Origin of the sequence: Micromonospora sp. NPDC049101, from assembly GCF_040648675.1 — a bacterium.
Taxonomy (GTDB): domain Bacteria; phylum Actinomycetota; class Actinomycetes; order Mycobacteriales; family Micromonosporaceae; genus Micromonospora.
Window position 1 is genome coordinate 47,462 of the sequence record NZ_JBEZED010000016.1, and the last position, 25,877, is coordinate 73,338.

Annotated in this window: 34 protein-coding genes and 2 pseudogenes; 11 read left to right on the forward strand and 25 right to left on the reverse strand. The window is 61.9% G+C overall.

All coding sequences use genetic code 11. The features are described from left to right. The first annotated feature begins 69 nt into the window (after positions 1-69). The 9 genes from AB0B57_RS22330 to AB0B57_RS22370 all read left to right on the forward strand — a co-directional run bounded on the left by AB0B57_RS22330 (position 70) and on the right by AB0B57_RS22370 (position 9,048). Positions 70-1,038: a phage tail tube protein gene (locus tag AB0B57_RS22330; RefSeq protein ID WP_357072887.1), complete on the forward strand. Its 969-nt coding sequence runs from the start codon at positions 70-72 to the stop codon at positions 1,036-1,038. 535 nt (positions 1,039-1,573) lie between these two features. Further along, positions 1,574-1,873 (forward strand): hypothetical protein, encoded by a 300-nt coding sequence (locus AB0B57_RS22335; protein ID WP_357072890.1) that lies wholly within the window; start codon positions 1,574-1,576, stop codon positions 1,871-1,873. Positions 1,874-1,999: 126 nt separating this feature from the next. Then, a complete protein-coding gene (locus AB0B57_RS22340) occupies positions 2,000-4,144 on the forward strand; it encodes a phage tail tape measure protein (protein ID WP_357072893.1) in 2,145 nt (714 codons plus the stop codon). Beyond that, positions 4,141-6,696: a hypothetical protein gene (locus AB0B57_RS22345; protein ID WP_357072896.1), complete on the forward strand. Its 2,556-nt coding sequence runs from the start codon at positions 4,141-4,143 to the stop codon at positions 6,694-6,696. Before AB0B57_RS22340 ends, AB0B57_RS22345 begins: the two co-directional genes overlap by 4 nt. Positions 6,697-6,759: 63 nt before the next feature. Then, on the forward strand, positions 6,760-7,269 hold the full coding sequence (locus tag AB0B57_RS22350) for a hypothetical protein (protein WP_357072899.1): 510 nt from the start codon (positions 6,760-6,762) through the stop codon (positions 7,267-7,269). Further along, positions 7,266-7,610 (forward strand): hypothetical protein, encoded by a 345-nt coding sequence (locus AB0B57_RS22355; RefSeq protein WP_357072902.1) that lies wholly within the window; start codon positions 7,266-7,268, stop codon positions 7,608-7,610. The genes AB0B57_RS22350 and AB0B57_RS22355 overlap by 4 nt, the downstream gene beginning before the upstream one ends. Next, on the forward strand, positions 7,610-8,440 hold the full coding sequence (locus tag AB0B57_RS22360; RefSeq protein ID WP_357072905.1) for an N-acetylmuramoyl-L-alanine amidase: 831 nt from the start codon (positions 7,610-7,612) through the stop codon (positions 8,438-8,440). Before AB0B57_RS22355 ends, AB0B57_RS22360 begins: the two co-directional genes overlap by 1 nt. A gap of 27 nt (positions 8,441-8,467) precedes the next feature. Further along, entirely contained in the window at positions 8,468-8,800 is a 333-nt protein-coding gene (locus tag AB0B57_RS22365; protein WP_357072908.1) for a hypothetical protein, read from the forward strand. Positions 8,801-8,802: 2 nt separating this feature from the next. Beyond that, positions 8,803-9,048 carry a thioredoxin family protein gene (locus tag AB0B57_RS22370; protein WP_357073259.1) on the forward strand — a complete coding sequence of 82 codons (246 nt, stop codon included), beginning with the start codon at positions 8,803-8,805 and terminating at the stop codon, positions 9,046-9,048. Between the two features lie 66 nt (positions 9,049-9,114). Here AB0B57_RS22370 and AB0B57_RS22375 read toward each other — a convergent pair whose 3' ends face one another. Together AB0B57_RS22375 and AB0B57_RS22380 are read right to left on the reverse strand one after the other, a co-directional pair. Then, on the reverse strand, positions 9,115-9,315 hold the full coding sequence (locus tag AB0B57_RS22375; RefSeq protein ID WP_357072911.1) for a DUF397 domain-containing protein: 201 nt from the start codon (positions 9,313-9,315) through the stop codon (positions 9,115-9,117). Continuing rightward, positions 9,306-10,103, reverse strand: coding sequence for a helix-turn-helix transcriptional regulator (locus AB0B57_RS22380; RefSeq protein WP_357073262.1), 798 nt, complete (start codon positions 10,101-10,103; stop codon positions 9,306-9,308). The genes AB0B57_RS22375 and AB0B57_RS22380 overlap by 10 nt, the downstream gene beginning before the upstream one ends. A gap of 341 nt (positions 10,104-10,444) precedes the next feature. Here AB0B57_RS22380 and AB0B57_RS22385 point away from each other — a divergent pair, with 341 nt between their 5' ends. Next, positions 10,445-10,741: a hypothetical protein gene (locus tag AB0B57_RS22385; RefSeq protein ID WP_357072914.1), complete on the forward strand. Its 297-nt coding sequence runs from the start codon at positions 10,445-10,447 to the stop codon at positions 10,739-10,741. After that, on the forward strand, positions 10,734-11,018 hold the full coding sequence (locus tag AB0B57_RS22390) for a hypothetical protein (protein ID WP_357072917.1): 285 nt from the start codon (positions 10,734-10,736) through the stop codon (positions 11,016-11,018). The genes AB0B57_RS22385 and AB0B57_RS22390 overlap by 8 nt, the downstream gene beginning before the upstream one ends. A 377-nt stretch (positions 11,019-11,395) precedes the next feature. Here the strand turns inward: AB0B57_RS22390 and AB0B57_RS22395 are convergent, their stop codons facing one another. The 23 genes and pseudogenes from AB0B57_RS22395 to AB0B57_RS22505 all read right to left on the reverse strand — a co-directional run. Further along, on the reverse strand, positions 11,396-11,857 hold the full coding sequence (locus AB0B57_RS22395; protein WP_357072920.1) for a WhiB family transcriptional regulator: 462 nt from the start codon (positions 11,855-11,857) through the stop codon (positions 11,396-11,398). A gap of 174 nt (positions 11,858-12,031) precedes the next feature. Further along, positions 12,032-12,193: a hypothetical protein gene (locus tag AB0B57_RS22400; protein WP_357072923.1), complete on the reverse strand. Its 162-nt coding sequence runs from the start codon at positions 12,191-12,193 to the stop codon at positions 12,032-12,034. A gap of 4 nt (positions 12,194-12,197) precedes the next feature. Then, positions 12,198-12,644 (reverse strand): hypothetical protein, encoded by a 447-nt coding sequence (locus AB0B57_RS22405; protein WP_357072926.1) that lies wholly within the window; start codon positions 12,642-12,644, stop codon positions 12,198-12,200. A 173-nt stretch (positions 12,645-12,817) separates the two neighbouring features. After that, on the reverse strand, positions 12,818-13,120 hold the full coding sequence (locus tag AB0B57_RS22410) for a hypothetical protein (RefSeq protein WP_357072929.1): 303 nt from the start codon (positions 13,118-13,120) through the stop codon (positions 12,818-12,820). Positions 13,121-13,607: 487 nt separating this feature from the next. After that, a pseudogene (locus tag AB0B57_RS22415) lies at positions 13,608-13,955 on the reverse strand (Lsr2 family protein); the annotation flags it as partial. Between the two features lie 12 nt (positions 13,956-13,967). Then, the gene (locus tag AB0B57_RS22420) at positions 13,968-14,651 is read right to left on the reverse strand and encodes a DUF2637 domain-containing protein (protein ID WP_357072932.1); all 684 of its coding nucleotides are present in this window, start codon (positions 14,649-14,651) and stop codon (positions 13,968-13,970) included. Between the two features lie 440 nt (positions 14,652-15,091). Continuing rightward, the gene (locus AB0B57_RS22425; RefSeq protein ID WP_357072935.1) at positions 15,092-15,337 is read right to left on the reverse strand and encodes a hypothetical protein; all 246 of its coding nucleotides are present in this window, start codon (positions 15,335-15,337) and stop codon (positions 15,092-15,094) included. Positions 15,338-15,507: 170 nt separating this feature from the next. Next, complete coding sequence (locus AB0B57_RS22430; RefSeq protein ID WP_357072938.1) at positions 15,508-15,744, reverse strand: hypothetical protein; 237 nt, start codon at positions 15,742-15,744, stop codon at positions 15,508-15,510. A 403-nt stretch (positions 15,745-16,147) separates the two neighbouring features. After that, the gene (locus AB0B57_RS22435; protein WP_357072941.1) at positions 16,148-16,834 is read right to left on the reverse strand and encodes a hypothetical protein; all 687 of its coding nucleotides are present in this window, start codon (positions 16,832-16,834) and stop codon (positions 16,148-16,150) included. Between the two features lie 319 nt (positions 16,835-17,153). Beyond that, a complete protein-coding gene (locus tag AB0B57_RS22440) occupies positions 17,154-17,549 on the reverse strand; it encodes a deaminase (protein WP_357073265.1) in 396 nt (131 codons plus the stop codon). Continuing rightward, on the reverse strand, positions 17,546-17,746 hold the full coding sequence (locus AB0B57_RS22445; RefSeq protein WP_357072944.1) for a hypothetical protein: 201 nt from the start codon (positions 17,744-17,746) through the stop codon (positions 17,546-17,548). Before AB0B57_RS22445 ends, AB0B57_RS22440 begins: the two co-directional genes overlap by 4 nt. Continuing rightward, positions 17,743-18,135 (reverse strand): SLOG family protein, encoded by a 393-nt coding sequence (locus AB0B57_RS22450; RefSeq protein WP_357072947.1) that lies wholly within the window; start codon positions 18,133-18,135, stop codon positions 17,743-17,745. The genes AB0B57_RS22445 and AB0B57_RS22450 overlap by 4 nt, the downstream gene beginning before the upstream one ends. Before the next feature lie 282 nt (positions 18,136-18,417). Beyond that, the gene (gene thyX, locus AB0B57_RS22455; RefSeq protein WP_357072950.1) at positions 18,418-19,137 is read right to left on the reverse strand and encodes an FAD-dependent thymidylate synthase; all 720 of its coding nucleotides are present in this window, start codon (positions 19,135-19,137) and stop codon (positions 18,418-18,420) included. A gap of 148 nt (positions 19,138-19,285) precedes the next feature. Beyond that, the gene (gene nrdJ / locus AB0B57_RS22460; RefSeq protein ID WP_357072953.1) at positions 19,286-21,409 is read right to left on the reverse strand and encodes a ribonucleoside-triphosphate reductase, adenosylcobalamin-dependent; all 2,124 of its coding nucleotides are present in this window, start codon (positions 21,407-21,409) and stop codon (positions 19,286-19,288) included. Between the two features lie 81 nt (positions 21,410-21,490). After that, positions 21,491-21,679 (reverse strand): hypothetical protein, encoded by a 189-nt coding sequence (locus AB0B57_RS22465; protein ID WP_357072956.1) that lies wholly within the window; start codon positions 21,677-21,679, stop codon positions 21,491-21,493. 41 nt (positions 21,680-21,720) lie between these two features. Further along, complete coding sequence (locus tag AB0B57_RS22470) at positions 21,721-22,398, reverse strand: hypothetical protein (protein WP_357072959.1); 678 nt, start codon at positions 22,396-22,398, stop codon at positions 21,721-21,723. Further along, positions 22,395-22,589: a hypothetical protein gene (locus AB0B57_RS22475; protein ID WP_357072962.1), complete on the reverse strand. Its 195-nt coding sequence runs from the start codon at positions 22,587-22,589 to the stop codon at positions 22,395-22,397. Before AB0B57_RS22475 ends, AB0B57_RS22470 begins: the two co-directional genes overlap by 4 nt. Then, positions 22,580-23,362: a hypothetical protein gene (locus tag AB0B57_RS22480; RefSeq protein WP_357072965.1), complete on the reverse strand. Its 783-nt coding sequence runs from the start codon at positions 23,360-23,362 to the stop codon at positions 22,580-22,582. Before AB0B57_RS22480 ends, AB0B57_RS22475 begins: the two co-directional genes overlap by 10 nt. Continuing rightward, on the reverse strand, positions 23,359-24,042 hold the full coding sequence (locus tag AB0B57_RS22485) for an RNA ligase family protein (protein ID WP_357072968.1): 684 nt from the start codon (positions 24,040-24,042) through the stop codon (positions 23,359-23,361). The genes AB0B57_RS22480 and AB0B57_RS22485 overlap by 4 nt, the downstream gene beginning before the upstream one ends. Beyond that, positions 24,039-24,392, reverse strand: a complete 354-nt coding sequence (locus tag AB0B57_RS22490; RefSeq protein WP_357072971.1) for a hypothetical protein — start codon at positions 24,390-24,392, stop codon at positions 24,039-24,041. The genes AB0B57_RS22485 and AB0B57_RS22490 overlap by 4 nt, the downstream gene beginning before the upstream one ends. Beyond that, positions 24,385-24,855, reverse strand: a complete 471-nt coding sequence (locus AB0B57_RS22495; RefSeq protein ID WP_357072974.1) for a hypothetical protein — start codon at positions 24,853-24,855, stop codon at positions 24,385-24,387. Before AB0B57_RS22495 ends, AB0B57_RS22490 begins: the two co-directional genes overlap by 8 nt. Beyond that, entirely contained in the window at positions 24,852-25,616 is a 765-nt protein-coding gene (locus AB0B57_RS22500; RefSeq protein ID WP_357072977.1) for a toprim domain-containing protein, read from the reverse strand. Before AB0B57_RS22500 ends, AB0B57_RS22495 begins: the two co-directional genes overlap by 4 nt. Before the next feature lie 34 nt (positions 25,617-25,650). Then, positions 25,651-25,872, reverse strand: a pseudogene (locus tag AB0B57_RS22505) (hypothetical protein); the annotation flags it as partial. Positions 25,873-25,877 lie beyond the last annotated feature (5 nt).

The following is a 25,877-nucleotide window of genomic DNA, read 5'->3' on the forward strand; positions in this document are numbered from 1 at the left end:
TCCTGATGATGTTGCGGAAACCCTCGGGTCCGCTTTTCTTGTTCTACCGGAAGGGGACGAGGGCGAATAATGGCGTCAATTCACGATAGCTACCTCGGCGTTGCAGAGGAAATCACGTACGGCACGGCTGTTGCCCCCGCCCGGTTCCTTGAAATGGTGTCGGAAGGGCTCGCGGGCAAGTATGAGCGGATTGAGAGCCAGGGCTTCCGCGCGGGTCAGCGGGTATTGCACCGGGATCGGTTCGTGCCGAACCCGAAGGGTGCCGGCGGTGACCTCAAGCTAGAGGGCCAGGACAGTTCGCTTGGCTTGCTGTTCAAGCACGCATTCGGCGCGGTGTCTACGGGCACGGCTGCCGGCGGTTTCACCCCGCACACGTTCACCGTGGGCACCCTGGCGGGTAAGTCGCTGACTGTTCAGGTGGGCCGTGTCGACAACGCGGGCGTTGTTCACCCGTTCACCTACGAGGGCGGCAAGGTCACCTCCTGGGAGTTGAGCAACGCCGTTGACGGCGTACTTGAGTTTTCCGTTGAGCTGGATTTCGCACGGGAGAAGATCGGCGCGGGTACTGGCGCTTACGCGGTAGCAACCCCGACGTACTCCACCAGTGCGCAACTCTTCACCTTTGTTGGTGGGTCCGTGGAGATCGGCGGTACGCCGTTCGGTGTCGCTGACATTTCCATTAAGGGCGACAACAAGCTCAAGGATGACCGCTGGTCGACGGTGGGTAAGCGTGAGCCGCTTGAAGAGGGCATGCGCGAATACTCGTTTGACCTCAAGGGCGAGTTTGAAGGGCTGACCCACGCTAACCGGGTAGCGGCTGCTGTCGCCTCCGGCGCACTGGCGACGCTTTCTCTCAAGTGGGCTAGCCCGCAGGGTGGGGAGTTGACCATTACCGCCCCGGTGGCCCGATTCGATGAGGGCTCTGTCAACTTTGATGGCGCGAAGGTCATCGAACACCCGCTTAAGGGCATGATCCTCTGGGACGGCACGGCTAGCCCGCTTACCGTCCTCTACAAGTCTAAGGATGTTGCGCCGTAATGGCGGGCAGCCGAAAGGCTGTCACCCTTAACGGGGATGCTGTCGTTATTGAGGGCCTGGCGGACTTTAGCCGGGCCCTCAAGGCGGTTGATGCGGACTTACCCAAAGAGCTAGTGGGCGCGAATTACGCGCTAGCGGCTCAGTTGGTGAAACGGGCCCGTGCCCGTGCCGGCACTGAGGGCGCGTTTACACGCCACGCCGCAGAAAGCCTCCGGGCTTCCCGGTCAACTAACGCGTCCATCGTTTCGGGCGGTGGCCCGAGATACCCCACGTTTTGGGCGGCAGAGTTTGGTGCCCGTCGCCGGTCCGGCTGGTATGCGAAAGGTCGCTACCGGGATTCGGACGGCCGGCAGTTCCAACCTTGGCGCGGTAACCAGTGGGAAGCGTGGGACGGCGGTCCCGGCTATTTCCTCCACCCGACCATCCGCAGTGATGCTCGGGCCCTCATTGATGAATACATGGAGCGTATAGACGCTCTGACTTCTAAAGCATTCCCCGAATAGAGCGGAGGCGTGTAAACGCTATGGATCTTAAGTTGAACCCCGATGACCTCACCCTTGGTGACCTTGAGGATTTCGAGGCTTACACGGCCACCAGCATTGATGAGGCGTTCAAGTCGGTCCCGGTTTTCGATGACGAGGGTAACCGCGTATTCGATGAGAAAGGCCGCCCGGAGTCCACCGTAAAGGTTGCGACTAAGAGTCTCGTTTGCCTGGTGTGGCTGATGGAGCGCAAGACTCAGCCTGATTTCACTATCGCTGACGCGCGGAACGTCAAGATTACTTCTCTGGTCATTGGCGACTCCGGTTCGGAGGCGGACCAGGGAAACGGCTAAAGCGGCTTAGGGATCGGGCCGCTTTCTGCCACTTCTACCGAATGACGCCAGGGGATGCCCGGCAATTGACCCTGCTTGAGTATCGGGCTTTCTCGGAGTACATGACGGATTATTTGGAGAAGTCGAATGAGTGAAACCAGGCAACTTAAGGTTGTCATTGCCGGTGACGCTAAGAGCGCACGTCAGGCGTTGAAGGTTCTAGGCACCGGACTAGACCAGGCCGACAAGGATGCCCAAAAGGCCGGCAAGGGTGTTGAGGGGTTCAACAACAAGGTTGCTGCGGCGGCGGAGCATGCCAACTTCGCTCTTATGGGCCTGGCGGCGGCTGCCGCTGGTCTAGGTGTGGCGTTCGCTAAGGCTCTGGAATTCGACGGAGCGCAAGCGAAGTTTGCCGCACAGATGGGCCCCGAGAACGCGGGGAAGCTCGGCAAGGTTGCGGGGAAGCTCTATTCCGGTGGTTTCGGTGAGTCGATGACCGACAACATGGAGGCAATCCGTAAGGTCACTAGCTCCGGTCTGATCAACGCTGACGCTAACGCGGCGGACATTGAGCGGGTCACGGGGAAGGCTCAGAACCTTTCTAAGGTGTTCGGCCAGGACGTGACGCAGACTGCCCGCGCTGCCGGCCAGATGGTTAAGACGGGGCTTGCTAAGAACGCTGACGAGGCGTTCGACATGCTGACCCGGGGCTTTCAGGTGACCGGCGATCATGCTGATGATCTGCTCGACACGATGAACGAATACGGGACTCAGTTCCGTAAGGTTGGCCTCAACGGTCAGCAGGCTATGGGCCTCATTCAGCAGGGCTTGAAGGCCGGCGCACGGGACACCGACATTGTTGCGGACGCTATCAAGGAATTCAGCATTCGCGCCGTGGACGGCTCTAAGCTGTCCGCGCAGGGCTTTAAGGCGTTGGGCATGGACGCCTCAACGGCTATGAAATCTATGGCCCGAGGTGGCGACTACGCTAACGAAACGCTAGACATCACCCTTGACCGACTCCGCAACATCAAAGACCCTGCTAAGCGGGCACAGACCGCCGTAGCCCTGTTCGGTACACAGGCGGAAGACCTCGGAGATGCCCTGTACGCGCTTGACGTGAGTAAGGCTGCCGGGGAAATCGGGAAGGTCGGCGGGGCTGCCGACGCCATGGGTAAGACCATGAAGCAATCCGCTAGTGCGCAGCTTGAGCAGTTCAAGCGCAAGGTTGAGACTGCGATCATTGGTCGGCTCGCCGAAGCAATCCCGAAGGTTATCGAATTCGGGCAGTGGATGGCTAAGAATAAGGAGTGGATCGGCCCCATTGTCGCAGGGCTGGGTACCTTCGCGGTTGCCCTCGGGGTTATCACTGTCGCTGCGAAGGTCTACACGGCTGTTCAGGCAGCCCTAAACCTGGTCATGATGGCCAACCCGATTGGCATTGTTGTCTTGGCGCTAATCGCGCTTGTCGCCGCACTGGTGTACGCGTGGAACAATAGCGAGACATTCCGCAAAATTGTAATCGGCGCCTGGAATGGCATTAAAAGCGGCGCTCTGGCCGTGGTCAATTGGTTTAAGACTGCCGTTCCGGCTGCCTGGAATTCGGTAAGTAGCGCCACGTCTTCCGCCTGGAATTCGGTTAAGAATTTCGTTTCATCGGCCATGACGACGATAAAGAACGTCTTTCTGAACTTCACTGGTCCGGGCCTGATCATTAAGCATTGGGACACGATCAAGTCCGCTACTTCGAGCGCGTTCAACGCGGTGAAGTCGACTATCTCCAACGCGTTTAACAGCGTGAAAAGCGCAATCACGGGTGCCCTTTCGGGCGCTGGTTCGCTGCTCTACAACTCCGGTCGGGCAATCATTGACGGCCTGGTTAGCGGTATCCGTAACGGTGCCGGGCGGGTGACGGACGCGGTTAAGGGTGTGCTCTCGGCTGCCCGAAAGTATCTGCCGTTCTCGCCCGCTAAGAAGGGCCCGTTTAGCGGTAAGGGCTGGACGCTTTACAGCGGCCGGTCAATCCCGGAAGCGCTGGCTAAGGGCATCAACAGCCGCAAGGCTGCGGTTGTGAACGCTACCCGGGGAATGGTTGCGGGTGCTGCCGCTCCGATCAGTGCGGGGCTTGCTTCCCGGTCGCTGGCCTCACGGCCGGCGGCAGGTGGCGTAAACGTCGCTGTGCACGTCGGCGGCAACGTGACGGCTGAACGGGACCTTGGTAAGGCTATCGCTCTGGTTGTGCGGGATGAGATTGCCCGCAATGGCCGGCGGAACGGGGGGACTGGTCTGTGATTCAGGTACACACGCAGGTTGGCTTTGATGCCAACATTGGTGACGCACTGGTGAAGTGGGAGGATGTCAGCGACGCCGTTACGGCTGTCGGGAGCAAGCGGGGCAAGGCGTACGAGCTTGACCGTATTGAGTCGGGCACGGCGTCTATCACGCTGGACAACGCGGACGGGCGGTTTACGCCCGGCCGCAACCCCCGGGTTAAGCCCAGAAAGCCTGTCAGGGTGTTTGGGGTGGCCGATAACAACCACGTCCACTACGAGTGTGTAAACGCCTCAGCCATCGACCTGGACGCGCCAAGGTGGCACTTCAACTACTCAACCGACGAGGAAAGCAACCCGGCCGCTAACACGGTCACAAAGGTTTTTGATTCGTCCGCTGGTCGGGACGTGTTCGATTTCCTTAGCTCGGAGGTAGTGAACGGCAGCGCCACCGTTTACTACCACCACGGACTGATAGGGCCCGTGGATTTGGTCCACGTTAAGAAGGGCCAGACGATTATCGTGTCCGCTCAGTTGCGGAACCTCACCAACAACGCCGGTTCGGACGCCTACGTTAACGCGCGGGGGTGGCAATACTCCACGTACGCCGCTGGCGGCGGACCTGATGACGGCGGCTCCGGTAACGGGGTGAAGCGCGGACAGGGTTGGGTTTCCTCGGAGCGTTGGTTTACCGCCGAAGAAGACAGCGTTTGGCAAGTTGAGGTTGAGTGTTCCAACGGGTCGGGTGGAACCCCTCACCACTTCCGGTTGAAGAACCTTCGGGTAACCCTGGTGGACGAGGTTCCCCCCGGCGTTGAGGACGGGGACAGCCTGAGCGCTGCTCTCGGGTTGCCCACGGGTGACACCCCGGCAGACTCCGGGGTTTACCCGGTGTTCGCCGGTCACGTTGAACGCTGGACGCAGGAATACGGCGGCGGCGGGAAGCTCTCCGAGGTGGTTGCCGAGTGCGCGGATGGGATGGCGCTGCTGTCGGCACCGATCCCTACTAGCTACCGCTACGCCGTTGTTGAGTTTGACAAGGACGTCACCGGCGACGTGTGGTATTGGCCGGCGGTTGAGTCCGGCGAGTCCGGGGCAGCGTACGCGTACTGGAATACGGATAACCACCTGTACGCCCGGACGGCGGAACTCCCTTCCGAGGTGTACGGATTCAGCACTAACAAGACAATGGTTTGGGCGGATGGGGCGGAGTCCGGCGGTTTCACTGTCGAGAATGAGCCGGGTAATGCGGCGGCGGGTGCGGTGCTTGAGCTGTCCCGGGATTACCGCCCGTACCTCAACCCGCATGGTGAGCTGTTGATTGACATGTGGTACAAGCCGACAGACTTGACGCTGCAACAGTGGCTATGGGATTCGGGCTCCGGCAATAGCGAAAGCGCACACTCCGCCATGTGCGTAAACAGTGACGGGTCGTTGAGTGCGTCTGTGTCCCGCTACAGCGGCCCGGACGTCATTCTCACCACCCCTCCGGGCCTTATCAAGGTCGGGGAAACCGCGCACATTGGGGCACGGTTTCGTGGTGGGGTGAGTGACCAGGCCATGATTACTATTTACGTCAATGGCGTTCAGCGGGCGTACGCGTCTTATCCTCAGACGCCACTAGATGACGGCTTAGCACCTCAGATCAGTTGGGCGGTGTTTGGGGGCCGGCGGATGAACAAGACTGGCGGTGTCCCCCGGTATCAGTACACCATTCGGGGCACCCTTAACCACATCCTGTTGGGTTGGGATGTCGGTTGGGACATCCACGAGTATTTGAACATTCGTGGTTTCGATACCGCCATTTACAACGAGGCGCAGCAAATCCAGCGCGTACTAAGCGTGTACGGGTGGGATGGTCCCCGGCAGCTCGACCCCGGGCTATCGAAACTGCTGGCCCCCCGCTGGAATGAGGGGGCAGACGCACGCGAGATTGCCGAAGCTACGGCGGAAAGCGCCGGGGGCAGCCTCTTTATGGGCCCTGCCGGTGAGGTGTTTTACCACAACCGGCTACGTCGGGTTGGTGTTGCGACCCGTTGGAACATTCCCGAATGGAACCCGGGCCTACGGTTCACCATGGATGACAGCCAGCTTTACAACGTCGTCACCGTGGAACGGGCTACGGGGCTGTCTCGTACGGTCACTGACCCTGAGTCGGTGGCGGAGTATGGGGCACGAAAGCTCAGGATTAGCCGGGAGGTTGACAACCCTGCCGAGATCCAGGATGCGGCCTCATGGTTGCTTCACCGCTACGGAGATCCTGTCCCCCGGTGCGACAGCATCCGGCTAGACGCTCACACGTACGCGGGCCCCACTGATGGGCCCCTCCGGGCCCTGGCCTACGGGGCAAGCCTCTCCGATCGAATCAGCCTCACTGAGCTGCCAGCGTCCGCCCCGGCGGACGAATACGGCTTCTTTGTTGAAGGCTTAGAGATTGCCATCAGGCGGAACGGCAGCCTATGGGAATGGTCTACGGGCCTTTGGGTTTCCGACGCTCGACGCTCTGACGCTTGGGTCCTGGAAGACGACGTTTCCGGGGTGCTCGACGCTGACGCCTGTGTCGCAATCTACTAACTAGCATCCAATAAAAGGGGCCCCTCCGGGGGCCCCTTTTCTGTGCCCGAAAGGGGGCCCCCGTTGGCTATTCCTGACCTTACCGGATTTGCTGCCGGCGAAAAGGTTTCCGCCGCGAAGCTTAACGAACACACCAAAGACGCGTTTGACAAGTCTGTCTTTCACAAGCCGTTTTGCATGCTTTGGGATTACGGCGTCGCTACGTGGGCGTCTGGCGTCTGGCAGCCGGTTGGCTTTGACAACGTTTATGAAGACACCGACAGCATGGCTGACCTGTCCAACAGGCGGCTACTCGTCCGCACTCCCGGTCTGTACCGGGTTAGCGGGCAGGTGTCGTATCAGGGGTACGCGAACGGTTCCCGCCGACTCAGCATCGTTGCGGGCAGTTGGGTTGCCGCTTCTTTCTGGACTCCCGCGCCTTCCGACCCTTGCAAGCTGAATGCCAGCGGTTACGCGAGGTTGGGCTACGGCGCTCCAATCGGCTTGTCGACTCTGCACAACTCCGGCACCACCCTTAGTTCCTACCCGGCCGAAGGTTCTAACTGGTTGGCCGCTGAATGGATTTCTAAGTGACGGGCCTTGAGCTAGCCGGCGCTATCGCTGGACTAGTTGTAGCCGTGCTGGCCGTTGCTGCCGTCATCGGTGTTCTTTGGGCCCGCATCCGCACGTCTTCGGACGAGACAACGGCAGCCCTTTGGAAGGGCGAAGCGGAAGCGTGGAAGTCGAAAGCCGAAAGGCTCGACCGGGCCCTGTTGGCGCTAGAAAAGCGCGTCGATCACCTGGAATCCGAAAACAAGATGCTCCGGGCCCTTCACGACAACCGCGAGGAAATGAACGCCCTCAGGGACGCAATAACTCAGGGCTTCTCCACCGTCTCAAATCTTCTCATCGTTCACCAAGTTAAGGGGGACTAATGGCGCGTTTCTCCGGCGCTACTTACGATGGTCCGCCCCGGGGTTCCGGCAACTCTGGCGCAACCAAGATTTACATTGCCATTCACAACACGTCGAATGATGCGACGCCTAAGGGTGAGGCTCAGTACGCGAAGAACCGTACTGACTCGGTTAGCTCGCACTTCTACGCCGATCCGAAGACTGTGATTCAAAGCCTGGACACTTCCCGGGATGCGTGGCACGCCGGTTCTAAGACTGGCAACACCCGCGCGATTGCGTGGGAGCTGGTCGGCGGTAACTCCTGGTCCGAAGCGTACTGGCGTTCGGTCATTGACCGCATTGCGCCGGTTATGGCTGAGGTCTGCCGGGTGCACAAGATCACGCCGCGTTTCCTGACTACCGCTCAGGCAAAGGACGGCAAGACCTCCGGCTTTGTGACGCATGACGACATGCGTAAGGCGTGGGGCGGCACCACCCATACCGATCCGGGGCCGAATTTCCCGAGGGCGTATCTGGTGGCGGCTGTCCTTAAGCACCTGACCGGGAACGCGCCTACGGCCCCGATTCCCCCGGTCAAGCCGACTCCCCCGAAGCCGCCGGTTAAGCCGGCCCCGGTTACTGATTGGACGGTAAAGCTGATTATGGCGCTCCCCATGGTTAAGAAGGGCTCTAAGGGCCAGATTGTCAAGAACGTTCAGGGACTCTGCAACGCGCACGGCGCGCGACTCGCCATTGATGGCGATTTCGGCAAGGCGACTGACGGTTACGTGCGGGTTTTCCAGAAGTCGCGCGGCCTGGCCGTTGACGGCGAGGTTGGCCCGAAGACCTACACCGCTCTTATCACCAAGTAATCCCGCTACAGAATAGAGGTCCCTGGAATGACTGGTTTCATGAAGTACGTTGGTTGGCTCAAGGATAACCCGGTGATCGTCACGGACATTATCAAGTACGTGATTGCTGCCCTGACGGTTGCGGGTGTCACCGTTAACGCTGCGATCGCTGCGCCGATCGGTGGCGCGGTGCTGCTGATCCTGACCCTGATCACCCGGTCGCAGGTTGTGAGCCTGCCGACCCACAACGCGGCTGTTGAGGATGCTCTCAACACTCCGGCCCCGGAGCCGACCGAGTCGGGCGAGGCTGACTACGTTGCATCGATCACCGATGATGCCGCGGTGGACTCCGGCCCCTGGTTCACCCCCACCACCCGGTGAAGGTGCTCAGGTTCACGGCTACGTGGTGCGGGCCCTGCAAGACGCTCGGGCCGGTAGCCGACGCCGTTGCGGCGCGGCACGGCGTGCCCGTGGAGGTCGTCGACGTAGACCAGGTGGCGGAGCTGCCCGCGCGCTACGGCGTGCGGTCTGTGCCAACGGTTGTCCTGCTCGACGGTTCCGATGTTGTTTACACGGGTTCCGGGCAAGCCCTGATTGCGGGCTTGTCTAACGCCCTGGAAAGCCGCTAGAAACGATTGTGCCCCGGTCCCTACCTCTCGGTAGGGCCGGGGCCTTTCTGCGTCTCTGCGGCCAACTCAGGCCGTGAAACCGGCCCCCTTGGCACCCCTGAGGAATGCCGAGAAAGAACCCGGGTTGATCAGTAGGGCCGGGCCCTGCTGATCCTTGCTGTCCCGGATAGCAACGACACCCGGGAGGTTGTCGGCAACCTCCACGCAGTTTCCGCCGTTGGTCCCGGACCGTGAGGACTTACGCCACTGTGCGTTGGTCATGTCCATGCTTTTGCCGCTTCCTTGATGATGTCCAGAGAGTGTCTACGGGGCAAAGCGTCCCGTAGGATTGTCTCCCACGTCGCTTGCAGCGTAGCAACCTCCGGGCCGCCGCCAACCGTCTGTGAGCGCACCTGATTGTCAATGTGCCCACAGGTGGTGTCGTCCGGCAGGGTTGCCAGGATGAACCCACCTTGAAGCCCAGGGTAAAGCCCTGCGTCCTCGGGCACGACGTGAATTTGTACGTGCGGCAGCTCGGCGGACGCGGCCAGGTGGTCAAGTTGCTCACGCATCATCACCCGGTCATCGTCCACAGTGCGCCGGAGTACGGCCACGTCTAGGGCAACCACCAAGTGCGGGGGGTTGTCCCTGCTCAGGATCGCTTGCCGATCCAGCCGGGAGCGCACACGGTGTGCGGTCTGCTCTGCCGTCAGTGAACCCCCGGCCCTCAGCGTTGCCCGCGCGTACGCCTCCGTTTGCAGTAGGCCGGGGACGAACGCTGGTTCGTACCACCGCAGCGTCGTCGCCTGTTCCTCGTAGGTGATCCACTCCCGCAGCCACAGCGGGGCCAGGTCCAACGCGGACAGCCGCTCAAGTAGCCGGCCGTACATGCCGCCGGTCCTGAGGGCGTTGTCTATCGCTGCGGTGTACTCCGAGGTTGGGGCCCGCGTGCCCACCTCAACGGCGCTTACGTGCGTGCCTGAGTAGCTGATGAGCTTCCCGAAGTCGTCTTGATTCATCCCCCGCGTAGTGCGGGCTTGGCGTAGCTCGTCTAGGAGGATTTCTGCCGCTGTCATGCTCACGTTCCCCACCCCTCCCCCAACGTCCCCCCAACGTCCCCCCACGGTTCCCCCGTGGGTTGGAGCGTTGTCCGCCGGTGTCTCTCCATGTTGGTCTGATTGCTTCCGAGCCTAAGCCGTATGCGCGCAGAGTTCCATAGACGGGACTGGCAGTAGGGGCCAGCCTCCGGGGACTCTTGAGGGGGCTCACATGCTTAACCGGCGGAGCATTGGCGTACCGCAACTCAAGGCGCGGCGGGCCCCGGAGCCTCCGCCCAACCCCCCGCCCGCGTTCGGCTGGACTCAGGTCGGCACCTTCTCCCCGGTGGTGATCCCCTGCCCGTCCACCAGGGATGACAGTGACCAGCGGTGAGCACCCCGCAGGGGGCCCGTTGATCACTGAGGGGGACGTGTTGACCCTCAAACCCCGGGACTACTGCTACGGGTCGGAGCCAGTTACCTTCAAGGTCACCTTTGTTCCGAAGGGCGCTAACCTGCCGGGCCTGGAATGGGTGCAGTTGCATGGCATGATGTTGCACCCTGACGGTTCACCCTGGCAGGAGAAAGCGTTTCTGGTGCGGGTGCAAGCCGTACGAGAGAACCCCGGTATCCGGCTTGAGCCGGACGTGAGAGAAACAGGAATGCTTGATGGCTGATCTTCCCCGGGCAGGTGACGTATTCCGCATAACCAAAGCCTGCTCTGTTCAGTTCCTCCAACCATTCCGGTTCCGGGTCATCCGTGTGCTCGATTGGCACACCTATGATGGGTGGATGTGGCTTGACGGGTATCAGTTGAACCCCGCTGGTGACGCAGTCAACCGGCGCTCAATCTTCGTCATGACTCGCGGCCTGGTGAAGGTCACCCCACCCGTAGTCGTCCAAGCCACCAAGCCCCGCCGACCGGTGCAGCGTTCGCCGCAGCGCGTCCCCTGAGCGCACGCCCCCCGGGTGCGGAGCTGTCCCCCCGTGCAGCTTCCGCCCGGGACGGGCCCGTTTAAACGCAGCAACGCATAGCGCCGTTGGCCCGAGACAACGGGGCAGGGTTGTCTACCGTCAACCCATGGAGCGGGCAGGGCATGAACCGGAGCTAGTCGGCGCGGCGGAAATCCGCGCCATGCTCGGTGGCGTGTCCCGGCAGCGCGTAAGCGTGGTCACCAACTCCCGGAGCTTCCCAGAGCCGTACCAATCTTTGGTCATGGGGAAGGTGTGGAGGCGAACCGATGTGGACGCCTGGATTGCTCAGAACCGCCCGGGGCTAGCCAGGGAATAGCAAAGGGGCCCCGGAGGGCCCCTGATTGCTTCTCAGCCGGCTACGCGGCCACTCCCCCACCCGAGGGCCGGCGCACGGCCCGGAACACGAAATCTTTCGTGCAACCCAACCGGAGGGCGATAGCCGCGAGGGTCATTCCCTCCGCCCGTAGGGCGGCAATCTGCCTGTCCAGTTCGGTGGCATCCACGTTCATCCGCTTAGCCACCACATCCCACCGGATGCGGCTAGCCGCAGCTACACCCGCAACCGTCGTGATGCCCCGCTCCGCACACAGCTCGACCACCAGGGCGAAAGCCTGGTCACGGCCGGAGGTGTTCGGGGTGGCCCGAGAGAACCGGCGGGCGGCCCGCTCAATGGGGGTGCTACCGCCCCACACTCCGTACTCTTCATCCTCACTGCGGGCAACACAGCTGACCGCGAGCGGGCAACCGGCGCACGCCTCCACGGCCTCACCCTCCCGCGCTGGATCAAAGAACAGCTCAGGGTCCGTGTAGCACGTCATGTCCGTTTCCCCCTCTTAACCTTCCCTGCTGACTTACAGACCTTAGCATGAAGAGTTTTCGCAGGTCAACGCGCTGTGTTTGTCCGGTATCACGCTCCGCGGCCCCGTTTACACGGTCTGTCAGGCGCCGGCGGCAGGGGACACAGCAAAGGGGCCCCCGCAGGGGCCCCCGGTCTAGCTGCCGTTGCCGTACTTCGCTCGATACTCGTCTAGTAGGGCTTGCAGAAGGTTCGCCATAATCTTGCCCGCAAACGGGACGCGGCCCGCCTCCACGTCTTCGGCAACCTCCGCCCGGTACGCGTCAATCTTCTGTTGAGTGAATTCCTCAAGCGTCACCGGCTCAACCGATCTTCTGCCACACGCCGCACCGGGCAGTCTGGAAGTCCTGACCCTTCTTGAGGGTCACCCGGGGCAGCCCACCCGTGGGGGTGGCGTTCTGGATGATGTCCGCCCCGTTGGTGCCGCTCTTGAGAATCGCCCAGTAGCACAGGGCATCCCCGGCAACCTTCTCAACGGTCCGGTAGGTGCCGGCGGGCACGTCCGCACCAACCGTCCAGGTCCCGTCCTCAATCGTCGGGATGGTCGGCTTAGCCGGCTTGGCGGGCGCGGCCGGGCTCGCGGGGGCGGCGGCGGAGCTGGTCGACGCGGCCGGCTTCCCGTCGAGGTTCGTCACGGCAACAGCGGGGGCTTTCTGCTCCGCCTCCGTCTTGGCAGTGCTGCCAGCGCCACAGGCAAGCGCGGACAGGGCGGCAACAGCGGCAGTAACGGCAATCAGGGTGCGACGCACTGAAACTCCTAACAGAGGGGTTCGCCCGTTGTCCCGGGCCGTTGCAGACTAGCATTGTCTCCTGCCAACCCTGCAACCCTGCCAAAACCGTTTAAACGCAACGGGATAGGGCCCGCCATCGGGCACCAAAAAGGGGGCCCCCTCCGGGGCCCCCTGGTCTATCTGGTCAACGGTCAGATTTCATGCGCCATCATCTGCCGGGCGTACTCATCCCCGTTGTACACGGTGGCAGCCCTCCATTCGACGGGCTCCCCCACGGCGTCACAGGCCGCTAGGACAATCGCGTTAGCCTGCCCGAGGGCAGCCACCGGGCCCTGATCCTGCACCGTCACCGTGACCCACACACGGGGGCCGTCAACCCGCATAGCAACTTCATGGGTCGCAAGCCTGCCGCCCACGGCGTCAAGCTTCACCGTGTCGGCATCCTGCCCGTCAAGGGTCGCAGCCTGCACCGTTACCACAAACTCAACAGCCATCCCGTTACCTCCATGTCGTTTACACGCGCTCAGGTCCCCCAAGGGGAACGGGGCCCCCGGAGGGGCCCCGTAATTCCTACCACCTTACCCCGATCCGCTTTGCGTCAGCCAAGTTGTTGGAGAGGCAATGCCCGTGCGTGTTCCGGGTAATCCAAGCCTTCCGGCTACTGCCGTCCAGGGCCCAAATCCACCACCCATGGTTAATCTCCTGCACCCGGAAACCCTGGACTTCGGCCAGCTTCACAATTTCGGCCGGGCTCTTTGGTGCCTTCACCTTTGCCACTGTTTCCCCCTGCTGACTCGTTCCCTGCTGACAGGATCAATTCAAACACGGGGAAGGTTAGAGCACAAGTACAGACCCAACCATGGTGACGGAAAAAGGGGGCCCGGTTCCCCGGGCCCCCTCCCCCCCCTCTGGTTACTTCTTAGCGGCAGCCTTTCGGCCGGCAGCCTTGGCAGCCGGCGGCGCGGCCGGCGGGGCCTGGTCCCGGTTGCGGTACGCCTCCACCACCTCAACGGGGATGCGGCCACGCTCCGACACCTTGTGACCGTTCTTCGTCGCCCAATCCCGGATGGCCTGGTTTTCCTCGCGGGTGTTCCGGTTGGCCGCACCAGCAGCACCCCGGATAGCCCGGGTAACCCCGCCATGCCCACCGACGCGGCCGGTACGGGTGCCAGCGGCCACGTACGCCCGGAGGGCTTCCCGGAGGCTACCGGCGTTCTCGTCGGAAAGGTCGATGCTGTAAGCCACACCGTCAAGGGCGAATTCAACCGTCTGGTTGGCCGCTCCGCCGTCCAGGTCGTCAATAAGGGTGGTGATTACCTGACGCGCCATGTCTCTACTCTCCTAGTTTCCGGCCGCTACGTCGGCCATCCGCAACCACTGGGCCCGCTTCTCGTCCGTCTTCGCGTCCCTAGCAAGCTGCAAGTACGTTTCCCGGCTAGCCAGGCTCGTACGCACCTTGCGGGTACGGGTCACCTTGACAGGCTGACCATCCGGCACAGTCTCAATCACCGGCGTCTGACCCTCAGGGGCCGGGGACACGGGGGCGTTGTCGTCCGGGGCAAAATCCTCCGGGGTGGCCTCATCAAAGAAACCGAATCCCTCGGACGCCTCGTCCGCTTCCGCTTCCGCCTCCATGGCCTTCATCTCCGCCGCCCGTTGCGCCATCTGGTCGACTAGGCCAGCGATGATGATGAACATGTGAACGGACAACGGGATGCACATTACAGGGATAGCGCGGACAACTTCAACCGGGACGCTCTCAGGAACGGCATTCGCCCACAGGCTGTAGGAGAATCCCGCGAGTCCGACAAGCCACGGGTACCACGCCCCGCGCTGGCCGTGCCGGAGGAACGCCGCGAGAGTGCAGAGGGTCACAAACCCTTCAACGATGCTCGGGTAAATCCAGGACTTGTCCCCGTACCCGGCAATCTCCCCGATGGTGTGGAGCTTCCCGAAACTCAACGTGAACGCTCCGGCTGCAATCAGCAGCGTTCCCAGTCCAACAATCCACCTAAGAGCCTTCACGGCCGTTCCCCTTCGTCGTTCCCTGCTGACTACCCAACCATACAGACCCAACCTTGAAAGCGCAAATTTAGCGACCGTTGGCCCGGGAAATTTGCTGCCGAATCTTGCGGGTGGTCTGCTCCGCCTTGCGGGCCCGCTTAATCGCGGCCTGGTCGGTGCCCTTAAAGGTGTGCGCCATGGGTGATGAACCTCCGTTGTTCCGTGCGGTTGGTGTGTACAGACCTTATCTTGACCCAACAGGACGGGGGCCCCGAAGGGCCCCCGTTTAAACCGTCAGGATAGGCCGGCAGTGTGGCGCGCGTAGCTGCGGGCGAACGCCGCTTTCCACTCGTCGTACTCCATCAGGGGGCCAATCCCCCACCGGAGGTAATCCCGGTAAAGCTGCCAGAGGCGTTCCTCCGTGAACGCGGCTTCAACCGGGGCCAGGTCCACGGGCCCGCTCATCGGGCGGCAGCCAGGTTGCGAACCATGTCAGCAACCAGCTCCGCGCCAACGGTGGCGACGGTGGTCCCGAGGAACGTCGCAAGCACCGGGGCCCACCCCTCGGACATGGCCTGACGGCGCGCGTCCTCAGCGGCCCGGTGGACGGCTTCCATTACGTCCGCCCCGTCAAGGATGTTGCCGTAAATGGCAGCGGTAATCCGCGCCCGCAGGTCGGGAGTCATGTCCTGCGTAAAGGTCGCCATTTCAAGCCCTTTCGTTGCCGTTCCTTGCTGACCCCTAAAGCATACAGACCAAACCTTGTTGTGTATAGCTCGGGATAGGGCGCCAGATGTGACCCACGCCACAGGCCGCGGTGACCATTGTTCGGGCAGCACAAAGGGGGCCCCGAAGGGCCCCCCGTCTGATCCGGCTACTAGCTGCGGTGCGGGTCGGGAATGTCAATGACCTGGTAATCGAGCACCCACGCCGCCCCATAGTTCGGGTCCTGAATGACGGAAGACAGGGCGGACGAGCCAGCGTGAGCGCGGAACGCGTCGTCAGTGTTGTACGCGTCAGCGGGCAGGTTCCGCGTGTAGCGGTCGAACGTCACGGAGGCCGTGCGGCCATCCTTGCCGGTGAAAGCGATCTTTACGCCCCGGAGAGTCAACATCTTGTTTTCCCTTTCGCTGCCCCGTCTTGCTGACAGGATCAGATTAACAGACCAAACCTTGAAGCACAAAAGGGGGCCCCCGTAGGGGCCCCCTCGTTGCCTAGTTGGGCAAAACCGAACAGCGCAACACCCGCCCGGAAGAATTTAGCTCCCAATAGGTGTGACCGCGTACCTCGGTGCCGCACCGATGACACATGTCTTGCTGCCCCATCGTGACCAGCCGGTCAAGCATCGTGGGGTTGATCGTAGAAACGTAGATGCCGTCACCGTCAGGGCCGACTCCGGCCGCGTATGTACCGCTCTCCATCGCTTCCCCTCCGGGCAACCGGTCGCTAGACACGCTCACAGCCTCTCAGACGAACCAGCAAACAGGGAGGGGCCCCCGGAGGGGCCCCCTGGTCAATCAGCCTTCCGTCATCTGCGTTCCCGCCGGGCAGTACGGCAGCCCCTTGGCAATCCACTTAGCCGACGTGCGGACCGCGTACCCCTCACAGGTGCACCCCTCAGCCTTGCAGGACAGCCGCAGCATCCGAGTCGTCTGCGTAGCCGGCCCCGAGGAAATCCGGCCCCGAGGGGCCGCAGGCACGCCGGGGTCAGCGGCGGGCACCTCCGGCTCAGGCTCCCCGGTCCGCATCCGCGTAGCGGCCGACAGGGCCCCGTGCGGGTAGTCCCCGAGGGTTTCCGCCAGGGCCACCATTTCCGCCGCGAGAGTTTCGGACGGGTTGAGGGTCAAAAGGCTTCCCTCAAACCCGAACTTCGTAGCCACGTCGGCAAACTTGTCTTTGTGGCCGGACACGCAATCGTCGGCAGCGTGAATCAGCTCATGCAACAGGACGGCCAACACCTTGGAGGTTTCGGCAACCTCCGGCGAAATGAAGAGGTGGTTTACGCCGTCATCCGACGCACGCCCCGCCCAACACTGCCCGAGGATGTTCTTAGACTCGGCTTTGGTGCCGAACCCGAACCCAACCGAAACGTGCAACTTCTCCGGGAGGGGCATTCCGACCTCAACGAACCGGGGGCGGAACACGTCAACCGCCCGACGCAACCAGGCTTCGCGGGTCATCTCCGGGGCGGTGTTCTCAGTCATTGTCGTTCCCTTTCCGTGGGGCCGTTGTTCCTTGCTGACAGGAACCATTCTGCCTCACGTTTAAACGCTACGTCAAACCATACAGACTAAATCTTGTGTGACCGGGGCCACACTATGCAAGGTTGGGTCTGTACGGTAGGTTCATCCACGGTGGAGAAGGTTTCCGGCCCACAGCTTGCGGCGGGGAATGTTTGACCCCAAAACGAAGGTGGGGCCCCCGGAAAACCGGGGACCCCGTGGAACCTTCCAGGTGTCAGCAAGGAACGTAGCCAGCAAGGGAAAAACTGGCTGCGTGCGGTTCCGACGCCAGATTAGCACGTCAGTTGACCGATCGGTCAGACCACACTACGCGTGAGATTCCTGCCGCTCTGATCAGCTTTGTGCACCCTTCGCAGGGTTCATCGGTGACGTACAGCGTTGACCCTAGGCAACCATCCCGGCCCGCGTACAAGATCGCATTGCCCTCAGCGTGTACCGCTACGCAGGAACCGGGCCCCGTGTCGTACGAGCTTCCCGGCTCGACGCTGGACAGTCCCCGGGGGCACTCCCCCCGGAGGCAGCTCGGGCCACCAGGGGGAGCACCGTTGTAGCCGGTGGACACGATCCGGTTGTCACGGACGACTACCGCGCCAACCTGGCGGCGGGAGCAATCCGCCCTCAGGGCGACCGTGCCAGCGATAGCTAGGAAATAGTCATCCCAGCCAAGCCGGATCAGGGGATCAACTCGGCAACCATGCTGAACTGGAAACCGAGGATGGCCCCGCTGGCGTTGTCGTAACGGCCCTGGCTGCCGTCATACGCACTCTTGACGATTCGGTACGGCAGCTCACCGTAGAACCGCACACACTCGGCGTGGCACTTCTCCATAATGTCCGCGTAACTGTCACCAGTGATAATCAGGTTGAGTTTCATGCAACCACCTCCCTATAGATCCATGTTTGAATTCCTGCCCGTCGTGCCATGTCGGCTGTCATGGAGGCACCACGGGAGCCATTGCGGATGAACGCAAGGCACAGATCAGCGCCAAGGTTCACCATGCGTGCGTTCCGTATGTAGCCGGCCCGTTTGCCGTGGGCTTTCCAGTCGGCAGGGTGGCGCTCGATAGTCCAGCGGAGGTCTAGCGCGAATAGCTCCGCCATGTAGTCCGCCCCGGTGGGGCAGACCCCGGATACCAGCGTCACGGCCTGGCCGTCATGCCCGGTCCAATCCAGGGAGTCCCGAACATCCAGCAACGCATTCCCAATGACCCGAGAGTCTTGCCAGTCACGGGAACCCGTAATGAGAACCCGCCTCAATCGCAATCCCCGTTGTCATCGTCGTAATCGACCGGGATCGGGATCAGTACCGGAACGTTGTTGCGGTACTCAGTGCGGTACACAGTCGGCTTACTCACCGGCTGCCGGGGGGTCTGCACCCGAGGGGCCGCAGGGGCGGGCCGGGGAACCGACACACGCGGCGCGGCAGGGGCCGGGCGGGGGGCCGGCGGAGCGGCACAAGCCGGAGTCTCGTCACAGGCCGCAATCCCAACGGAAACCGCAACCAGCAGGGCCATAGCGGCTGTCAAGCCAAGTACGCCTTTGGGATCACGCAAAGGGCACCCCCGGGATGTCCTGGACGGACAGCGGGGCAATGCGCCGGAGGTGGGTCAACACCTCGGTTGCAAACTCCCTGATCTCTGCGTCCGCCTGGACGTGGTACCGCTTGCCGAGAACATCCCGCCAGCACCGAAGGTTGCCGGTGACCACAAAGTCAACCGGGGTGGCGTTCGGCAGGAACGCCCGCGCGGCTTCCCGGGATTCCTTCCGGTTGTAGCCCCGGGCCATCAGATACGACACGGCGTCTTCGTAGTAGGTTAGCGAATCCGCGTAGTGCATCATCAGGGCCGAATACGGCCCGGAAGCCGGAACGGCTGCCAGCGCCGGAGGGATAACCGGGTTGGGGTGACTCTTCACCTGATCCACGTAGCGCTGAGACTCAACGGAGAAGCTGAGGAATCGGTGCCGCTCCAACTCCAACAGTAGGGCCCGAGAAACATCGGTCACGTAGAACGTGACGGAGGCGTGTTCTAGGACGCTGAAATGTCCCTCATCCAAAATGTGGGCGAGGTAGCCGGCGGTAGTGGCCGTGTCGGGGTTCTTCCGCTCCCACGCTTTGTAGCAGGCTCGCCCGCAGAATTCCCCCAAGTGGTCCATGTCTTCGACGTCAAACTCTGCGCTTGCTTCCGTGAAGAATCGGGTATCGGGGATGACTTCGCTAATCGCATTCCAGTCAATCAGGGTGTGAGCAATAGGGGTTACGCGCATGCAAAAACCTCCCGGGTTTGGGATGGGGAGAAAGGGGCGGCAGAACGGGGGCCGGGCCACTCAGGGAACGTCCGACCCCCGCCGCTCTAACCGTACAGACCTTAACATCGACCAACAGGGCCGCGGGCTACCAGGCGCCTACGGTTAGTTACTTAATGGGGCATGCGCCGGTAGCGCATTCCTCGTCCACGCTGTCAGCGACAGAGGTAGGGGCGGTGATCTCCGCCCACTGATCCTCAGTAAGCCGCTCGTACGGGGCCTGAGGGCGGCTGCCATCGATCATCAGGGTTGTTCCCTTGATACGGGGCAGCCAACGGGCCAACTCTGCGGCCACCTCGTTTACACGCTCCGGCGTAGGGGCCGGAGGGGTGAAGCCACCCGCAGCTAGCGCGGCGGCCTGGTGGGGCTCCGCCGCAACGTTGACCGTGAACGACACGGCGTTATCCGCGTAGTGCTCCTGGTAGAACGCCTGGAAAGCCAGCATGTCCCGGAGTCCGATCTCATCCGCCGACTGCACCAGCTCGTCAGGGTCCATGCCCAACGCGTCGACCTCAGCGACCAGGCTCTCAATCGTCGGGAACTCAACAACCCAAGTGTTCGCGGCGGCCTGGTCCCGCTCGACGACATGGCCGGCGGCAGCAAGCCGCATCACGGTTGCCCACTGGTCTGCGTCGACCTCGGAGAAGCGAACCCGGCGGATGAACCTACGGGCGTACACGGGGTGGATGCCCTCCGTACGTCCAGCAAGCTTGGCGATCGTGCCCGTGGGTGCCACCGTTGTAACCTTCACCGGCTCAGGGATGCGCAGAGCAAACGCATACTCGCGGGCTTCCGCCCGGACAGTGCGGTACAGCTTCCGCAACAGGTCGGCAGTCCAGACCTTTTCGGGGACCTCGGTAAAGGGGACACCCATCTTGGCGAAAAAGCCCTGTACGCCAAAATGCCCCACGCCGATACGCCGCTCACTCTCCATCACTTCGCGCTGTCGCGGGTCGTTCATGTCCCCGTAGGTGGCCCGAATCAAAAAGCGGGTCATGAGCTTATGGGCCGTCATCATGGCGTCCCAATCCGCCTCATGCGGGCCCGTGTTGAACGCGTCCAGGTTCACATGCCCCAACACACACGCGCCCCGATCGGGCAGGGCGATTTCCCCGCAAGGATTCGTAGCGACTACCCGGTTAACCTCCCCTTCGTTGCTCAGGGAGCTATTCCAGTAGCCAGGCTCCCCGTTGGTGAGCATGCCGGTAACAACGGCTTGGTGTACCCGGTTGGCGTGCGCCCTCTTCCCGGTAGCCGGCGCACCGTGGGCAATCTGGTTGAGGTGGCTTACGAAATGCTTGTCAATCTCGACAGACACGTTCGTAGTCCAGTGCTTACTAGGGTCGCTCTTGGCGTCAATGAACTTCATAACGTACGGGTCAGCCCAATGAACCATAGACATTCGGGCGGAACGCCGGTTGCCACCGGCAACAACGCACGCCCCGATTTCGTGGTCAATCTCCATAGCCTCAAGCGGGGTGAGGTGACCGACCCCCCTGTCAACGCCGTTGAGGATTCGGCAGATGTTTTCCATCATTCGGGCGAACGGCAGGGGGCCGGAAGCGGTGCCCCCAAACGTGCGGAGGGGTGCACCCTCGGGACGCACCCGGGACACGTCATAGACCCTGTTGGCGTGCCGTACCGCCTCGTCCGTCATGGCAGTGTCCAGCAAGTCCACCAGGGCGGCAGCCCAACCCTCCCGGGAGTCTTCTACCGGGTAGGCACCCGCCCACTCATGCGAATACTCCGAAGACAGCAAGCCGGCGGCTTGCATCTTGGCGTAATCCTGGTGCGCCGGGTCGCACACAATGTGGGTGCGGAGCTGCCGACGAGGGGCCCCGTAGCCGGTCAGGTAGTGGGTGCTGTAGTTGCTGCCCACTCCCCCGCCCTCCATGAGGCGAGAGAATGAAAAATGGTAGTGGTCGGACAGCTTTTCCGACCAGCCGACAACATGGCAGTTGTAAAGGTACTGCCGACCAGGAACGCCACTGGCCCACAGGTGCCGACCAGCGGGCAGAATGCGGAAGTTGTAAATAACGTCCCGCAACTCTGCCGACTCGGCGTGAACCTCGGGGGTCCACTTCTCGGGCGGACCGTAGACAAGCCCTAGGTTGCCCTCAACGACGCGGTTAACCGTGTCCGCCCACGTTTCCCTACTGCCGTCCGGCTTAGTCCGGCTGTAGGTTCTGGCAAAAACAGTCTCGCCCGTGGGGCCCCAATTCGGCTCAGTCAACAAGTGCTCCTTTCATGGGCGGGCCCACCCCCGGAGGGGTGGACCCGACACCGTTTAAACACGCTCGGGATGGGGTGGGGGTTAGTTGGCGAGCCAGCCGAGAACGACCAGCACCAGCCAGGTAACGGCCCACACCTTAAGGAATGCCAGCCCGAAGACGAACGCGATAACGGCAGCGATCACAGCGGCAAGCGCCAGGTTGAGGAACAGGGCGAACAGGACAACGGCAACGATGGTCAGGTAAGAAACGCCGGTGAAGTCGATACGCATTAAAAGAACCTCCAAGGGGTGCTAAACCATACAGACTAAACTTACTTGCCAGCAGAAATGACGGCTGCCGCCCGCGCGTTACTGAATGCCTTGCGGCCACCGGGCCCGTTGTGGTTCCGGTCCCGTCGTTCCCGTGCGGTGTTCATCTCGACAGTCAACTCACGGGTTGCGGAACTGTATGCCTCACGGGCACTCTTGCCGTTCTTTCGGCCCACGGCGTCAGCGATTGCATCCCAATCAACCCCGCCGTCCGCGTTCGGCTGCCCTAGGTGCCGCTCACAGATGATCCGCGCTTGCCAATCCTTGAGGCGTTCCCATGCGCCCTTAATGTCAAGGGCCGTGTCCAGGGCTTCCGCCGTCCGGTATTCGGCTTGACTGTCGTCGTTCGTCGGACCAGCCGGCCAATCCTCGTAGGAGAAGAAGAACGGCAGGAACAGCCGCACATACTCGGGATCGTAGTAATACTGGTCGTTTTCGTGGATGCGGATTACCCGATCAGCTCGGGCATGCACAGCGGCAACGTTCATCAAACGTCGCTCAATCAAACCCGACTGTCCCTCAGTGTGCAGAATCAGGTATTCGCGTGCCCGCTCCACCACTTCCAGGGACAGCAGGCCGTACGCCTCATCCTCCGGCAGCCCGTACGCGTAGTGGGCATCCTTGGCGACCCGCTCAACAATCGGCAGAACCTTAACAATCTCATCCATGCGGTTAGTCACGTCAGATCCTCCATTTCCAGCGCCGGCCAGGAACACAAAACCCTGCCGTCCGGCTTCTTAAGGGCTGCCTCCCCGAATTCGTCCAGGCTCACTAACTCACCCTCCGTCGTGACCAGGGGGTCACGATTGATGGTCACCCGAACTTGTTTGCCCTCAAGGGCTTTCATGCCCTGCCAGTCAATTACCGCCAACGCTGACCGTCCACCATGAAGGAATAATCAGACGCGACCATGACAACCTCGGGGTACACCCGGGCTCGCTTCTTGTTGCCTCGCTCAACCCGCAGGATGCCGAAAGCGTGATGCCAGGAATTCTTACCGCCCTTGAGGTAAGTCGCCTGCCGGTGATCCATGGCGTGCCCCACCTCCATTCCCATAACCTCTAGCGACTGGTGGTTAGAGGTCAGGGGGCCGGCTACCAGCCCGGCCCGGTGGGTGTGCCCGCAGACAACCGACTTGCCAAGCTGTCGGGCCTGCAACAGGGCAGTGTTACCGGGGATGCTCGACAAGCTCCCCCAATCCCCGTGGGTGAGCAACCAGCCCGGGGCAAGCTCGTAGTAGTCCCGGTGGTAGGTCACTCCGAACCCGTCGAAATCTAGGGCGTTCTCAATGTTCAGGACGTGGCCCCGGATGGTGAGTCCGGCAAGCTCCGGTAGGTAACGCTCAATCGCGTTCTCTAACCTGTCGTCGTGGTTGGCCCGGGACAGATGAAACGGTCCGTCATAACCCTTGCGGATGTAGGCGAGCCAATCGCGGGTGGCCCGAAAGCCACCCTCAAGCCCTCCGGTGAATTGCCCCCGCAATCCTCGGACCCAACGGCCTAGCTCGGAAGAGTCGGTGAGGTCCCCAACGTGGGCAACGGCGTCAGGCTGGTAATCCCAAATGAACTCAGCCAACTTCTTTGTCAGGATCGGGTCGTGTAGCGGAAACTGTGTATCCGGCAGGATCACGATTCGTTCAGTCACGCGGCAACTCCCTTCGGATGGGCGTCGCCATCAATAAGAACCTTGTAGTAATGGCCTCCGGCAACGTGGTAGACCATCAACCCCTCGGGTTGCATAAAGCCGGGGGCAAGCACAGACCCGAATCGGGTGAGCGTCGTAAGGGCGGTTTGAACGGCGTGAGTAATGACGTTGGCGTTGCCGTGCCACAGCACGGGAACGGTGGTGACCACCTCGGGGCAGGGGCCCGCCTTCGGGAACACCTTGCGGTATTCCTCGCCATCCTCAAGGCTGCCGTCAAACCAGCGGGCAACGTTGAACAAGGCGAAAGCCTTGTCAGGGGCCCCGTAGCCGCGTTGGATTCCCTTGCCCCACCATTCCCCGTAGTGCCGGCCCGGACCGAGCTTAGAAAGCTCTACAGCGTGCGCGTCGACCCACGCGGAAAAGCCGTGGTTGTCGGCACCAGGGGCAAGCCAGCGGTTGCGGCTTCCGGCCCGGATGCGGAACTCATGCCGGGGCATTCCGTCCTCACCTAGCGGCGACTCGTAATCGCCCACCGTGTAAACGCCGGGGGGGTTGTCAACCCCGGTGCCGAACGCAACCCGCTCAATGTCGATCAGCCCGTTAGTACCGTCGACCTTTTCGGTTATGACGGCCTGCCGGTGAAGACGGGGGATCTTCGGGAACGAGGGAAAGTCACTCAATTAGTCACCTCCGGGCTAGTCGTGGCGCGACCCACGTACAGGTAAAGGTCTAGGTCATCGGGGAAATCCTTATCCCGCATGCTGAGGAACCGATAGCCGGCGGTGTAGAACGTGTCAGGGTCGGCCATCATTTCCTCAATGTGGCCGGCGAGGATGGCGCTAATACGCCCCGGGGTTGCCTCTTTGGGGTGCTTGCCGTCAAGGGCGACCATCCACCCCTGTTCGATAAACAGGGCGGACAGCTTGCGAATCGGAAGGGCCATTTCCACGCTGTCAACGACGATGGCCGGCGGTTCCGGCTCGACAGTGACCGGAACGTCTACCGTGTTGCGGCGGAACGGGTTACGCATTAGCGGACTCCTGTCGCTTGAAGGCTTCCGCCATGCGGGCAAGCCGAATGTCAACCATTGCCGCGTAAACGGCTAGGTCTTGCGCCTCTTCCCGCGCCATGTCGATTAGGGCGGTAGCCGTCATGTCCTCAAAAAGCTGCCGGCCACCTCGGGCGTACTGATCGGCACCCACCCCGAGGATTCGCGTCTGTGCGGCCTGGACGAAGTTGCCGACGTACGCGGCCAGGTCGTCAGGGCTCATACCCTCCGGGACCAGGGGCAGCAACGTGGGCACAAGGGGAGGGGCGGCGGCCTCAAGCTCCCAATCCTCATACCAGCCGTAGCCGTAATTGCCGGGAACCGAAACCATGTAGCCCTTGTCGCCATCTTCGGTCAGCTCTGCGATAGTGCCAACGTCGCCGACCTTATGGCCGTTAACCGGCCACTTGAGAATCCGTACGGTATCGCCAACCTTGAACCTCACAGCTTGACTCCAATCTTGGCAACCAGGGCGTCCGGGCCCTCAGCCTTGACAAAGGAATTGACATCATGCCCGGGGGGCATCATCACGACTCGGGCGTTAGTGATTTTCGCTGCCAGCTTTTCGGCGGACTCCGCACCGACGTTATGCCCCTTGCATTCCTGCAACCCCTCATCAGCACAGGGGCGGCAGTTGACTTTCTTTTTAAGCGGGTCGTTGTCGGAGAGGATGTAAACGGCCTCATAGCCTTTGAAGCACCGGCCCCACCAATCGGACCAGCCGTTAACCCCGGGGATCGCTACGGCCGGCAGTCCGGCCTGGTGGGCGATCATCGCGTCAAATTCGCCCTCAGTGATGCACACGAACGGTTCCCGCCGGTCAAGGTCGGGGGTGTTGTAGAGGCGTGGCATTTCACCGGGAACGCTTTTGTACTTCGGGCCCATGATGGGCAGGTATTCGGCCGATTCAGGGTCGCTCGGGTCGTGCTCCGGGTTGGGGTCGGGCAGGGCCCGGAATCTCAGGGTGACAACCCCGGATCGGGTGATGTACGGAACGCACAACATCCCCGTGTATTGCTCATGCCCCGGTAAGGGGTTTGCGACGTACCCGAGTCTGAAAGATTGACCGCTGGCCCCGGACAGGGCCCGACTCTTCAAATACTCCACGGCGGCGCTTCCCGCCTCCGTTTTGAGTGTCTGGTAATACGTCTCCATAGCTTCGCCCATAAAGCTCTTGGATGAATTGCTTGGCACTAGGGAAGTCATTTGCGTCTCCCTTCCAGAGGACTAATCCGTATGCGTCCTCATTGATGCCGCAAGAGAAGCACTTAAAGCGGCCAATGGTCGTGTTCACGGACGCTGACGGGTTCCGGTCGGCCTCTTGGAAGGGGCAGCGCATACGCCGCCATCCGCCGCTAGAGGGCACGGAAGATGCGCCGTAGTGCTCAAGGATTCTGTCAATCGGGGGCTTTTCTTCGTCGCTCATTCCGTGCCCCCTTTCTGTATGTACAGACCTTATCATCAGCC